At 57.7% G+C, this 12,230-nt stretch carries 12 protein-coding genes; 4 read left to right on the forward strand and 8 right to left on the reverse strand.

Going from position 1 to position 12,230, the window contains the following annotated elements; translation table 11 throughout:
- A complete protein-coding gene (gene topB, locus OGV83_RS05570) occupies positions 1-1,944 on the forward strand; it encodes a DNA topoisomerase III (protein ID WP_286463242.1) in 1,944 nt (647 codons plus the stop codon).
- A 102-nt stretch (positions 1,945-2,046) separates the two neighbouring features.
- Here topB and gdhA read toward each other — a convergent pair whose 3' ends face one another.
- Positions 2,047-3,390: an NADP-specific glutamate dehydrogenase gene (gene gdhA / locus OGV83_RS05575; protein WP_286463243.1), complete on the reverse strand. Its 1,344-nt coding sequence runs from the start codon at positions 3,388-3,390 to the stop codon at positions 2,047-2,049.
- Between the two features lie 269 nt (positions 3,391-3,659).
- On the opposite strand from gdhA, the gene OGV83_RS05580 reads away from it, so the two are divergent.
- Complete coding sequence (locus OGV83_RS05580; protein WP_172773950.1) at positions 3,660-3,902, forward strand: YnjH family protein; 243 nt, start codon at positions 3,660-3,662, stop codon at positions 3,900-3,902.
- Here OGV83_RS05580 and OGV83_RS05585 read toward each other — a convergent pair.
- A complete protein-coding gene (locus OGV83_RS05585; protein WP_111925695.1) occupies positions 3,862-4,275 on the reverse strand; it encodes a pyrimidine (deoxy)nucleoside triphosphate diphosphatase in 414 nt (137 codons plus the stop codon). The genes OGV83_RS05580 and OGV83_RS05585 overlap by 41 nt on opposite strands.
- Positions 4,276-4,354: 79 nt before the next feature.
- Between OGV83_RS05585 and OGV83_RS05590 the strand changes: the two genes are divergently transcribed.
- Together OGV83_RS05590 and OGV83_RS05595 are read left to right on the forward strand one after the other, a co-directional pair.
- Positions 4,355-4,924 carry a carboxymuconolactone decarboxylase family protein gene (locus OGV83_RS05590; protein ID WP_286463245.1) on the forward strand — a complete coding sequence of 190 codons (570 nt, stop codon included), beginning with the start codon at positions 4,355-4,357 and terminating at the stop codon, positions 4,922-4,924.
- Positions 4,917-5,552 carry a CDP-alcohol phosphatidyltransferase family protein gene (locus OGV83_RS05595; RefSeq protein WP_286463247.1) on the forward strand — a complete coding sequence of 212 codons (636 nt, stop codon included), beginning with the start codon at positions 4,917-4,919 and terminating at the stop codon, positions 5,550-5,552. Before OGV83_RS05590 ends, OGV83_RS05595 begins: the two co-directional genes overlap by 8 nt.
- An 88-nt stretch (positions 5,553-5,640) precedes the next feature.
- Here OGV83_RS05595 and OGV83_RS05600 read toward each other — a convergent pair whose 3' ends face one another.
- From OGV83_RS05600 to xthA, 6 genes are all read right to left on the reverse strand, one after another.
- Positions 5,641-6,948: a rhodanese-like domain-containing protein gene (locus tag OGV83_RS05600; protein WP_286463249.1), complete on the reverse strand. Its 1,308-nt coding sequence runs from the start codon at positions 6,946-6,948 to the stop codon at positions 5,641-5,643.
- 87 nt (positions 6,949-7,035) lie between these two features.
- Positions 7,036-7,668, reverse strand: a complete 633-nt coding sequence (locus tag OGV83_RS05605; RefSeq protein ID WP_049010881.1) for an ATP-binding cassette domain-containing protein — start codon at positions 7,666-7,668, stop codon at positions 7,036-7,038.
- A complete protein-coding gene (locus tag OGV83_RS05610) occupies positions 7,668-9,203 on the reverse strand; it encodes an ABC transporter permease family protein (RefSeq protein WP_286463303.1) in 1,536 nt (511 codons plus the stop codon). Before OGV83_RS05610 ends, OGV83_RS05605 begins: the two co-directional genes overlap by 1 nt.
- Complete coding sequence (locus OGV83_RS05615; RefSeq protein ID WP_071258198.1) at positions 9,176-10,339, reverse strand: ABC transporter substrate-binding protein; 1,164 nt, start codon at positions 10,337-10,339, stop codon at positions 9,176-9,178. Before OGV83_RS05615 ends, OGV83_RS05610 begins: the two co-directional genes overlap by 28 nt.
- Positions 10,340-10,353: 14 nt before the next feature.
- Positions 10,354-11,028: a TVP38/TMEM64 family protein gene (locus tag OGV83_RS05620; RefSeq protein ID WP_012132644.1), complete on the reverse strand. Its 675-nt coding sequence runs from the start codon at positions 11,026-11,028 to the stop codon at positions 10,354-10,356.
- Positions 11,029-11,037: 9 nt separating this feature from the next.
- Complete coding sequence (gene xthA, locus OGV83_RS05625; RefSeq protein WP_012132643.1) at positions 11,038-11,844, reverse strand: exodeoxyribonuclease III; 807 nt, start codon at positions 11,842-11,844, stop codon at positions 11,038-11,040.
- Between the last annotated feature and the right edge of the window lie 386 nt (positions 11,845-12,230).

Genomic DNA, 12,230 nt, shown 5'->3' on the forward strand with positions numbered 1-12,230 from the left:
ATGCGGTTGTTTATTGCCGAAAAGCCGAGTCTGGGCCGCGCCATTGCGGATGTGCTGCCAAAGCCGCACCGCAAAGGCGACGGTTTTATCGAATGCGGGAATGGACAGGTGGTCACCTGGTGCATCGGCCATCTGCTTGAACAGGCGCAGCCGGACGCGTATGACGGTCGTTATGCGCGCTGGAATCTGGCCGATCTGCCGATTGTGCCGGAAAAGTGGCAGCTCCAGCCGCGTCCTTCCGTGATGAAGCAGCTCAATGTCATTAAGCGCTTTTTACATGACGCAAGCGAAGTGATTCACGCGGGAGACCCGGATCGCGAAGGGCAGCTGCTGGTGGACGAGGTGCTGGATTATCTGCAACTGTCCCCGGAAAAACGCCAGCAGGTGCAGCGTTGCCTGATCAACGATCTTAACCCGCAGGCGGTGGAGCGTGCGATTTCCCGGCTGCGCGCCAACAGCGAATTTGTGCCGCTGTGCGTTTCCGCGCTGGCGCGTGCGCGCGCCGACTGGCTGTACGGCATTAACATGACCCGCGCGTATACCCTTCTCGGGCGCAACGCGGGCTACCAGGGCGTGCTCTCGGTAGGGCGTGTTCAGACACCGGTTCTCGGGCTGGTGGTTCGCCGCGATGAAGAGATCGAGAACTTCGTCGCCAAAGATTTCTTTGAAGTGAAAGCGCATATCGTCACGCCAGCTGAGGAGCGGTTTACCGCCATCTGGCAACCCAGTGAAGCGTGCGAACCGTATCAGGATGAAGAGGGGCGTTTGCTGCATCGTCCGCTGGCGGAGCATGTGGTGAATCGTATTAACGGTCAGCCCGCGATCGTCACCAGCTATAACGATAAACGGGAATCAGAATCTGCCCCGTTGCCGTTTTCGCTGTCGGCGTTGCAGATTGAAGCGGCGAAACGCTTTGGCCTGAGCGCGCAGAACGTGCTTGATATCTGCCAGAAGTTGTACGAAACCCACAAATTAATTACCTATCCGCGTTCCGACTGCCGCTATCTGCCGGAAGAGCATTTTGCCGGACGCCATGCGGTGATGAACGCCATTGGCGTGCATGCTGAGGATTTGTTGCCGCAGCCGGTGGTTGACCCGGACACGCGAAACCGCTGCTGGGATGATAAAAAAGTCGACGCTCACCACGCGATCATCCCGACTGCGCGCAGTTCATCAATTTCCCTCAGCGACAATGAAGCGAAGGTGTACAACCTGATCGCACGCCAGTACCTGATGCAATTCTGCCCGGACGCGGTATTTCGCAAATGCGTCATTGAACTGGAGATTGCGAAGGGGAAATTCGTCGCCAAAGCGCGTTTTCTGGCGGAGGCCGGATGGCGAACGCTGTTGGGCAATAAAGAGCGTGACGAAGAGAACGACGGTACGCCGTTACCGGTGGTGGCGAAAGACGACGAACTGCTGTGCGAAAAGGGCGAGGTCGTTGAGCGTCAGACCCAGCCGCCACGCCATTTTACCGATGCTACGCTGCTGTCCGCCATGACCGGGATTGCCCGTTTCGTGCAGGATAAAGATCTGAAAAAGATCCTGCGAGCGACCGACGGGCTGGGAACCGAAGCGACGCGCGCGGGCATTATCGAACTGCTGTTCAGGCGCGGATTCCTGACCAAGAAAGGGCGTTACATTCATTCAACGGATGCCGGGAAAGCCCTGATTCACTCGTTACCGGAGATGGCTGCCCGACCGGATATGACGGCGCACTGGGAGTCTGTCCTGACGCAAATCAGTGAAAAGCAGTGCCGCTATCAGGATTTTATGCAGCCGCTGGTCGGCACGCTTTTTCAGTTGATCGATCAGGCCAAACGCACGCCGGTACGTCAGTTCCGGGGCATTGTCGCGCCAGGCGGTGGCGGCGAGAAGAAAAAGAGCGCGCCCCGTAAGCGAGCGGCGAAAAAAAGCCCGCCGTCAGAAGAGGCGAGCGTATAACGCACAGGCCGGATAAGGCACTTACGCCGCCATCTGGCAATGCCTGATGGCGCTGCGCTTATCAGGCCTACAACGCTTATCAGGCCTGCATGCCACGGAAAATTAAATCACACCCTGCGCCAGCATCGCGTCGGCCACTTTGACGAAGCCTGCGATGTTCGCCCCGCGAACATAGTTGGTATGTTTGTTTTCGCCGCCGTATTCCACGCAGGCATGATGAATATCCAGCATGATGTGGTGCAGACGCGCATCCACTTTCTCGGCTTTCCAGCTCATTCGCGCGGCGTTCTGCGCCATCTCCAGACCGGAGGTCGCCACGCCGCCTGCGTTGGCCGCTTTACCCGGCGCGAACAGCACGCCGGCTTCGAGGAACAGATCGGTGGCTTCAATGGTGGTTGGCATATTGGCGCCTTCCGCCACTGCTTTCACGCCGTTGGCGATCAGCACGCGCGCGGCGTCCACGTCGAGTTCGTTCTGCGTTGCGCACGGCAGGGCGATATCAACCGGCACTGACCACGGCTGTTTGCCTTCCATATAGGGCAGGCCAAACTCGCGGGCGTAATCCGCCACGCGACCGTCACGGCTGGCTTTGATTTCGCACAGGCGCGCCAGTTTTTCTTCGGTGAAGCCGTTCTCATCAACGACGGTGCCGCTGGAGTCCGAAGCCGTCACCACACGAGCGCCGAACGCCATTGCTTTCTCGATAGCGTACTGCGCCACGTTGCCGGAACCGGACACCGCCACACGCATACCCTCAAAACCCAGACCGTGGCGTTTGAGCATCGCTTCGGTAAAGTACACCAGGCCATAACCGGTGGCTTCCGGGCGAATCAGGCTACCGCCAAACGAGAGGCCTTTCCCGGTGAACACGCAGGCGCTGTTGTTGGAGAGCTTACGCATCATACCGGCCATAAAGCCCACTTCACGTCCGCCCACGCCGATATCGCCAGCAGGTACGTCAGTGTCTGGCCCTAAATGGCGATAGAGCTCCGTCATCAGCGCCTGACAGAAACGCATCACTTCGCCTTCGCTCTTGCCTTTAGGATCGAAATCGCTGCCGCCTTTACCGCCGCCCATCGGCAGCGTGGTCAGCGCATTTTTAAACGTCTGCTCAAAGCCGAGGAATTTCAGTATTGAGAGGTTAACGGAAGGATGAAAACGCATCCCGCCCTTATACGGGCCGATGGCGGAATTAAACTGTACGCGCCAGGCACGGTTAACCTGCACCTGGTTACGATCGTCCACCCACACCACGCGGAACTGGATCACGCGTTCTGGCTCAACCAAACGTTCCAGCAATGACATCTGACGATAACGAGGATTTTGCTCAAGGAAAGGCCACAGCGTGGTCATTACTTCACGAACGGCCTGCGCGAACTCGGTCTGATTGGGGTCACGCTGTTGAACATGGTTTAGAAACGACTCCAGAGAACATGTCTGATCCATAGATATAAGAACCTCTTATGTATTGATATGGTTATATTTATAATGTTGTGTTTCGTGTTTATGCAGTTTTTGACTATACCACCAGCAGTGTGACGGTAAGCAAGAAAAAAAAATGGCGTGCCAGGGAAATTAATAACGGCGCGCGCGTCATAATAAAAAGCGATGGATGGAGTGGCTAAAGTTTCAGTCGCTTACGACCGTTATACTGAAGGTAGGCTTCATAACAAGGAAACGCTATGCATCGTTTATTTATCGCGGCAGCAGCGGCGATGGTCTCTTTTGCCGCGCTGGCGAATCAGCATTATCGCCCGGATGTGGAGGTTAACGTCCCGCCCGAAGTGTTCAGCTCCAGCGGGCAGCGTGCGCAGCCCTGCAATCAGTGCTGCGTCTACCAGGATCAAAACTATTCGGAAGGGGCGGTGATTAAAGCCGAAGGCGTGCTGCTGCAATGCCAGCGCGACGAAAAAACGCTCAGTACGAATCCGTTGGTCTGGCGTCGCGTAAAGCCATAAACGCCTCTAACAGCGGAATGTCCGCAGGCGCAAGCGGGTAACGCAGCGCCTCTTTTGGCGAACACCAGATCATGTTCTGGTGATAATGCGCGGTGACGGCGCCGGTAAACGCCGGGACGTGCCAGGCGTGCAGATGGATCAGCCGGCCAGAGACTTCGCGCTGATGGCTGGCGATATAGCGCCCGACAACCGCCTCAATACCCAACTCTTCACGCAGTTCGCGAATCAACGCCTGAGGCTGCGTCTCACTGGACTCCACTTTGCCTCCGGCAAACTCCCACATACCCGGCTGATCGGCGTGTTCCGGGCGTTGAGCCAGCAATATTTTGTCGTCACGCTCAATGATTGCGGCGACGACATCAATGGTTTTCATCATATTCATCAAGGTTCAACAACGGAAAGTGACATACTATCCTTATCTTTGCGTGACCTAAAGTCTTCAGGAGCAAGCGTTGAACGATTCACAACCCTGGGTTAGCCCATTGACCCATATCCCTTCCAGTCTGAAACCTCTCGTCGCTACGCAGAAAAAACATTACGGCGACGTTCTGCACCCCACGCGCTGGTGGGGGCGAATGCCGTTTCTGTTCTGGCTGGTGGCGCTGTTTGTCGGGTTTCTGGAACGTAAGCGCGCGCGGGTAACGCCGGTGATGCGCGCGTTGTTGATGACGCGCGTTTCGCAGGTGTGCCATTGCGCCTTCTGTGTGGATGCCAACAGTTTACGTCTGGCCGAGCGGTGTGGGGCGCTGGATAAAGTACAGGCCGTTGCCGGGTGGCAATCGTCCACGCTGTTCAGCGAGGAGGAGCGTGTCGCACTGGCTTATGCCGAGGCCGTGACCGCCACGCCGCCGCAGGTTGATGAGGCGCTCAAGGCGATGATGAAACGCTATTTTACTGACGACGCGATTACCGAAATGACGGCGCTGATCGCCTTTCAGAACCTGTCGGCGCGTTTTAATGCTGCGCTGGATATTCCTTCGCAAGGGCTGTGTGACGCATTGAAAGGGGCGCCACATGTTTGATCGGCATCTGCACCCACGGGTTAAACCGCTCCTGCACCGCTGTGCCGCGTATCTCGATAAACCGGCGATCACCCCGGACGGCCTGACGCTGTTCGGATTTGCCATTGGCGTGCTGGCGCTGCCGTTTCTGGCGCTGGGCTGGTATCTGGCCGCGCTGGCGGCCATTGTGCTGAATCGCCTGTTCGACGGGCTGGATGGCGCGCTGGCGCGGCGCAGAGGGTTAACCGATGCGGGGGGATTTCTTGATATCACCCTCGACTTTCTGTTTTATGCGCTGGTTCCGTTTGGTTTTATCCTGGCCGCACCGGAACAAAACGCGCTGGCAGGGGGCTGGCTGCTGTTTGCGTTTATCGGTACGGGCAGTAGTTTTCTGGCGTTTGCGGCGCTGGCGGCGAAATATCAGATTGATAATCCGGGCTATGCGCACAAATCGTTTTACTATCTGGGCGGGTTGACCGAAGGCACCGAGACAATATTGCTTTTTGTCCTGAGCTGCCTGTTTCCGCGTTATTTTCCCGTTCTGGCGTGGGTATTTGGCGCGTTGTGCTGGATGACCACCCTGACAAGGGTCTGGAGTGGATACCTGACGCTGAAGGTTATCCGGCCTGGAAAAAGAGCCTCCCTGTAGGCCTGATAAGCGCAGCGCCATCAGGCATCAGTATGGCACGGCGCTTTCCCGTAGGCCTGATAAGCGTAGCGCCATCAGCGTATTACGCCTACTTACTGCTGTCCGGGCCGCGCTCGCCGGTGGACACCGGATTTTTCGGATCGCTGCTCCATTCGTACCAACCGCCGTCATACACGGCGACGTTTTTCCAGCCCATCGCCCGCGCGTACATAAACGTTTCGGAGGCGCGCCAGCCGGTGCCGCAATAGAAGGCAACGTGCTGATCCGGCAGGATATCCCACTGCTTCCACATGGCGGCGATATCCTCTGCGCTGCGCATGGTGCCGTCCGGGTTATGGAAATCCTCCATATGCGTGGAGTCGCTGCCCGCATGTCCCCAGCGCGCGCCGGCAATTTCGCCTTTTGGCTTGATATAGCTGTATCCGCTGGTGGTGCCGATAAATTCCGGCCAGGAACGGATACTGACCAGCGATGCGTCCTGACGGTGCAGCAGGGCGCGGGCCTGTTCCATATCCAGCATTAACTGCGGCTGCGCCGGGATCGCCACGCCAAAGTCGGGTTCCGGCTTCACATTAGCCGGCATGCCGCGTTCAACCGGCAGACCCGCATCGGACCAGGTTTGCCAGCCGCCGTCGAGCAGACGAACGTCCTTCACGCCCGCATAGAGCATAATCTGCGCAACGCGCGCCGCAGCGTATACGTCGCGGCCATACAGAATAACCGTCGTGTCATGGCGAATACCGTGTTTCGCCAGCATCGCTTTCAACTGCGCGTCAGAGACTTTATTCCACAGCGGTTCGCTTTCCACCTCATTGGTGTCGATGTATCCGGCGCCGGGAATGTGGCTGAGCAGATAATATTTCGGCGCGCCCCAGCCTGCTTCAATCACCTTCCAGTCTCCCGCTGGTTTAGCCGTAACCGGCTGGTTTTGTTGAAGGGCATGCAACCACTGTGGGTATGCTAATTGCTCGAAGTGAGGGAGCTTTTGCAGTCGGGAAGGATCGGTCAGCGCATCGCTCAGCGTAGCAATCTGGCTGAAGCCTGCCTTCTGTAAACGTGATTTCACCGCCTGTACGCCACTGTCATTGCCATACAGCGCCAGCGGGGCGTCTTTCCTGAGCTGATGCAGTTGCAGCCAGGCGGCGAGCTGCTCGTCGCTCATTTTATCGAGCCAGGAGGCTGACAGATTCAGTGCGGAAGGTTCGTGACCGGAAGGGCCATTAAGGGTTTGCGGCCAGCCGTTGTAAAAAGCGCTCTGGCGCGTATCAATTGCGGCGCCCTGTTTTTGCTGTAGCTGGCTGAAGGTAAGCGACTGCGCCATATCAGCAGCCCAGGAGGAAGCGCAGGCGAGTCCTGAAGCCAGTGCCAGCGCGGTCATTTGAGAAACACGTTTCATCGAATAGCCCGACGTTAAAATAAGAGGGCGCCATTCTCTGCTGGCTGGCAGGGAAAAACTTTGCGTTAACGCAGTTTGTCGGCATATTCACGCCCACGCCTCCATCTGGAGCACCGTGCCGCCGGGAGGAACATCCTGGATATCGTGCGTCACCTGTACCACCGGAATATTTTGTTGCCGTACTTCGGCAAAGACCCACCGGCGGAAGGCGTCGCGGCGCCCGGCGTCCAGTCGGCTGAACGGCTCATCCAGCAGTAATGCCTGCGGTTGCGCCAGCAGCGCGCGAAGCAGGGCCACCCTGGCGCGCTGGCCGCCGGACAATGACGCCGGATCGCGGCGGCTGAACCCGTCCAGCCCGGCGCGCTCAAGAGCATGCCGTACTTCCGTTTGTCTGGCCGCCCCTTTTATTGCGGCAGGCAGCGCCAGCAGTAGGTTCTGCCCGACGCTGAAATGGTCAAACAGCAGGGCATCCTGAAACAAAATACCGATTTGACGTTGCGCGGTGGGGAGCGTATCGATGCGTCGTTCGTTGAGCCAAAGCTCGCCGGAGGCCTGAAACTGAGACGGCAGTGCGCCGACCATCCACGAAAACAGCGAAGACTTTCCGCTACCGGAGGGTCCCATTAACGTGACAATGTCACCTTTTTTGACCTGAAAGGCGACCTGATTCAATAAGCGGTGATTGTCCTGGCGCAGCGTGAGATGTCGAACGATGAGCATTAGCGGAGTCCTTGACGATAGTGGCCAATGACGCGTGAACACAGCGCCGTCAGCGCGAAAACCAGCAGGGGTAACAGCAGTTGCCATAGCGCCTGCGACGCAAGAATTGTGGTACTGCCGCCGCTGCTGAGCGCCACGGCTTCTGTGGTGAGCGTAGGATAGCGTCCGGCGCCCAGCCAGAGTGTCGGCATATATTGGGCGATGCTGACGGAAAAGCCTACCGCGAAGGCAAACAATGCGGGGCGCAGTAAAAGTGGGCACTTGATGCGCCAGAAGATACGAACCCGCGTCCAGCCCAGCGTTTGCGCGATCAGCACCAGCCGTGGGTCAATGCGCTGCCAGGCGGGTTTGAGGACGAATAACATCCACGGGATAACCCATAGCAGGTGCCCCCAGATAACGGTAGCGTACTGGCCGTCTTGCCCGGCGAGCAGCGCCAGAGTGTATTGCCCGGCGACCAACGGCAGCGCAGGCAGCAGTATTGGCAGCCAGACCCAGCGGTGCCCGGTTTGCGGCCCCCATTCCAGCCATAAGAACAGCGTCATCAACCCCAGCACGGCGGACGCCAGACCCATTTGCAGGCTGTTCACCAGCGCTTCGCGGTTCACCGACGCAGGTTCAGCCATATAAGCCAGCAGCGCCACGCACAGCATGCCGCTTAACGGCAGCGTTAGCGCCAACGTTTTTCCGCTTCTGCCTGATAAGCGCTGGCGGCGAAAACCGTTGATGGCAGGAAGGGTGCGTTGCCATCCCCGCCAGATGAGATAGCCGAACAGGGCAAACAGCATAAGCAACGCCACGAGCAGTAAACTGGCGAGAGCGCCTTTGGCCTGTTGGTCGGCGTCGCCCTGGCTCAGCCATTGCCAGCTTAACACTGCCAGCGTAGGTGGATTGCCCGGCCCCAGAATCATCGCGACATCCACTGCCGATAATGACCAGGCGACAATCGCCAGCATCACCGCGCCTAATCCTGGCGCAACGGCGGGTAACAGCAGCCAGCTCAGGCATTGCAGACGGCTGTAGCCCAGGGTATCCAGCACGATGACCTGCTGCGAAAGCTGTTTTTCACTTAATAATGCCGACAGGACCCAGAGCAGAAAGGCGCTCTCTTTGACGGCCAGCGTGAGCCCAAGCCCGATGCCATAGCGATCCATCTGCGGTGTGAGCGAGGGGAAAAGGCGATAAAGCATCCCGCCTTCGGCAAAAAGCAGCAGGGCGCTGGCGGCAAAGGCCACATGGGGAATGGCCAGTAGCCAGGGGAGGCGGGCGCAAAGATGCGCCCATTTTGCGCCAGGCCACAACGCGACGACGATCGTCAGCGCAATAGCCAGCGCGCCGGTTGCCGCCAGGGTGACGGAGACCAGCGTTGCCCGCAGCGCCTGCGGAAGCTGCGGATCGCTAAACAGCGCCAGCCAGTGCGTAGCGGAGAGCGCGGGCGTGATAAGCGTGAATGCGGCAGGAACCAGCGGCAGCCAGATGACCGCCATCACGCCCCAGACCAGCAGGGTTACTGTGTACCGTAGCGGCGTAGCCATGCCTGTTCCAGCGCGTTCACCCATGCGGAATGCGGTTCCGCCAGCGTAGGCGGCAACCCGTCAGGAATGCGCGACCGTAACGCTTCCCGCTGCCCGGCGGGCAGCTTATGCGGATCAAGCACGGAAGGATCGCCCCAGAACGCCGGATCGGCTTTGCGCAACTGCGCGTCGGGGGAGAGCAGGAAATTGGCAACCACCTTTGCGCCTGCGCTGGCGCGGGCGTTCGCCGGGATCGTGACAAAATGCACGTTGCCAATCATGCCTTGTGAAAAACCGAAACTGTAGCTGGTTTTGGGCAGTTCGCCGCTGGCGATCTTTTGCTGCGCATGAGCGGGATTAAATGTCAGAGACAGGCGCAGCGAACCGGCTTGCAGCAGCGCGTCCATCCGGGCGGGAGAGGGAGGGAAGTCTTTTCCCTTCCGCCACAGGCTGGGATGCAGCGCATCAAGATATGCCCATAGCGGCGCGGTGACGGAATTGAACGTCGCGTCATCCGGCGCGACCTTGAGCGCATCCGGTTGAGGGGTTAACGCCAGTAACAGCTGTTCCAGAAACGCCGTCCCGGTAAAATCCGGCGGCCGTGGGTAGGTGACAGTACCGGGATGGGCTTTCGCAAAAGCGAGTAGCGCCTGCGGGCTTTGCGGCGGCTGCGGCGTAATATCCCGGTTAGCAATGAAGGTTAACTGCGCGCCGCCCCAGGGTGACTCCGCCCCTTGCGTCGGCATGGAAAAATCCTCGCGTACCGGTTTGCGCGTATCGACATAGCGCCAGTTTGGCAGCGTTTCCGCCCAGTGGGTTTGCAGCAGTCCGGCTTCTTTCAGCGTGCGGAAGTTTTCGCCATTTACCCACAGCAGATCGACGGAACCATCGGTTTTACGCCCGGCGGCGGACTCAGTCTGAATGCGTTTCACGGCATCGGCGGCATCCGCAAGCCGGACAATCCTGAGGTTAATGGCGTAATGCGTTTTCATCTCGCCGCTGACCCAGTCGAGATACTGATTAACGGCATTGTCGCCGCCCCAGGCGTTAAACCAGACGGTCTGGCCTTTGGCTTCATCTTTCACCGCCTGCCAGTTTTCGACGGCTTGCACATGGCCCGTCAACAGCAGACCCGCCAGTAATAGAGTACGACGCATGATCGCTCCTGAAATTAGGATCGTAAAAAACGCTTAACCAGCCAACGGGAGGCCAGCGGTAACAGCCCCAGCAGGGCAAAGGCCGCCAGCATACCGGGGGAAATGATGTCGCGTATTGATGTCAACTGGCTGAGCTGGCGTCCGGCGTTGAGATAAATCACCGTTGCCGGAAACATGCCCGCCTGACTGATCCACCAGTATTGACGTACGCGGATTGACGTCAACCCGGCGAGTAAATTAACGAGAACGAAGGGGAACAGCGGCATTACGCGTAGCGCAAACAGATAAAAGGCGCCGTCGCGCGCCATACCATGATTTACGGTTTGCATCTGGCGTGCGAACCGGCGGGAGATCCACTCCCGCAGCAGGTAGCGGCTGGCCAGCATGGCGAGCGTAGCGCCGAGGGTTGACGCGAAGGAGACCAGCAGCGTTCCTTGCCAGAGTCCGAATAGCGCGCCGCCGAGCAGCGTCAGCAGCGCAGCGCCGGGAATCGATAAGGCCGCCACCAGCGTATAGACCAGAAAATAGAGACCGGCGCTCAGGAATGGCGACTGTTGCTGCCAGGCCGCCAGCATCGTGTGATAGCGTTTCAGGGTATCAAGGGAGAGAAAACCGGGAGGCAAAGCCCACACCACCCCGGCGATACAGATGATTAAAAAACCTGAGAGCAGTCGTTTTTTCGCGTTCACCTGCGTTTATCAGACCCGGAATTTTGCCCAGACGGGCGCATGGTCGGACGGTTTTTCCATGCTGCGGATTTCATAGTCAATGCCGGTTTCAACGCAGTGTTCGGCCAGCGGATTGCTCGCCAGCAGCAGGTCGATGCGCAGCCCCCGGTTGTCGTCAAAACCTTTTGAGCGGTAATCAAACCATGAAAATTTATCGACCGTTTCCGGGTGCGCGTGACGGAAGGTATCCACCAGCCCCCAGTTAATCAGGCGATCCATCCACTCGCGCTCTTCCGGCAGGAAGGAGCACTTACCGGTACGCAGCCAGCGTTTGCGGTTCTCTTCGCCAATGCCGATATCCAGATCGGTTGGGCTGATATTCATATCCCCCATGATCAGCACCGGATTGTCGCGTTTCAGTTCGTTGTCCAGGTAGTTTTGCAGGTTCTGATAAAACTGCGCTTTTGCCGGAAATTTCAGCGGGTGGTCACGGCTTTCGCCCTGCGGGAAATAACCGTTAATGACGGTGATACTGCCCAGCGGCGACGGGATTTCCGCCATGATGATACGGCGCTGCGCCTCTTCGCCGTCGTCGGGAAAACCACGGCGCACAGAAACAGGCGTCTCTTTGGTCAGTAGCGCGACGCCGTAATGGCCTTTCTGTCCGTGATAGAAGACGTTATAGCCGAGCTTTGCTACCTCTTCGAGAGGGAACATATCGTCGTGAACTTTTGTCTCCTGCAAGCCGATCACGTCAGGCTGGTGCTTGTCGACAATGGCTGACAGTTGATGAGGACGGGCGCGCAGGCCGTTGATATTAAAAGAGACAAATTTCATAGTCGCTGCCACTTTGCAAGATGAATAGTGCAAGGATGGTAGCAGAAATTAGACGGGCTGACTGCCACTTGTCGCGCGAATCAAACGATAACTGCCAATGGTCTTAACGATGGAGCAAAAACTGCACTGTTTCAGGGCGGAGTGCGTCATAACGATGCAATAATTTCCGATAAATTTCGTCTACGATCACAATTCCAGAATTATATTTGGCGACTGAATAATATTTCGATTTTTCCTCTTATTTGTTCTTTTCTTCGCAAATATATTCACTTTTTATGCAGCAATAGTGAATACCGGCGGGTTGTAACCCGTTGATTTTTCGTTTCCAAAACCGGTTTATGCATTTTTTCCTCTGGCTGGCACGAACAGTGCAATCTACATTTACA

The organism is Citrobacter sp. CK189 (genome assembly GCF_030333505.1).
Taxonomy (GTDB): domain Bacteria; phylum Pseudomonadota; class Gammaproteobacteria; order Enterobacterales; family Enterobacteriaceae; genus Citrobacter_B; species Citrobacter_B koseri.

Excerpts from the sequence above, each read along its gene's own strand:
- topB (WP_286463242.1), top strand. The coding sequence starts at position 1 with ATGCGGTTGTTTATTGCCGAAAAGCCGAGTCTGGGCCGCGCCATTGCG.
- gdhA (WP_286463243.1), bottom strand. The coding sequence starts at position 3,390 with ATGGATCAGACATGTTCTCTGGAGTCGTTTCTAAACCATGTTCAACAG.
- OGV83_RS05580 (WP_172773950.1), top strand. The coding sequence starts at position 3,660 with ATGGTCTCTTTTGCCGCGCTGGCGAATCAGCATTATCGCCCGGATGTG.
- OGV83_RS05585 (WP_111925695.1), bottom strand. The coding sequence starts at position 4,275 with ATGAAAACCATTGATGTCGTCGCCGCAATCATTGAGCGTGACGACAAA.
- OGV83_RS05595 (WP_286463247.1), top strand. The coding sequence starts at position 4,917 with ATGTTTGATCGGCATCTGCACCCACGGGTTAAACCGCTCCTGCACCGC.
- OGV83_RS05600 (WP_286463249.1), bottom strand. The coding sequence starts at position 6,948 with ATGAAACGTGTTTCTCAAATGACCGCGCTGGCACTGGCTTCAGGACTC.
- OGV83_RS05605 (WP_049010881.1), bottom strand. The coding sequence starts at position 7,668 with ATGCTCATCGTTCGACATCTCACGCTGCGCCAGGACAATCACCGCTTA.
- OGV83_RS05610 (WP_286463303.1), bottom strand. The coding sequence starts at position 9,203 with ATGGCTACGCCGCTACGGTACACAGTAACCCTGCTGGTCTGGGGCGTG.
- OGV83_RS05615 (WP_071258198.1), bottom strand. The coding sequence starts at position 10,339 with ATGCGTCGTACTCTATTACTGGCGGGTCTGCTGTTGACGGGCCATGTG.
- xthA (WP_012132643.1), bottom strand. The coding sequence starts at position 11,844 with ATGAAATTTGTCTCTTTTAATATCAACGGCCTGCGCGCCCGTCCTCAT.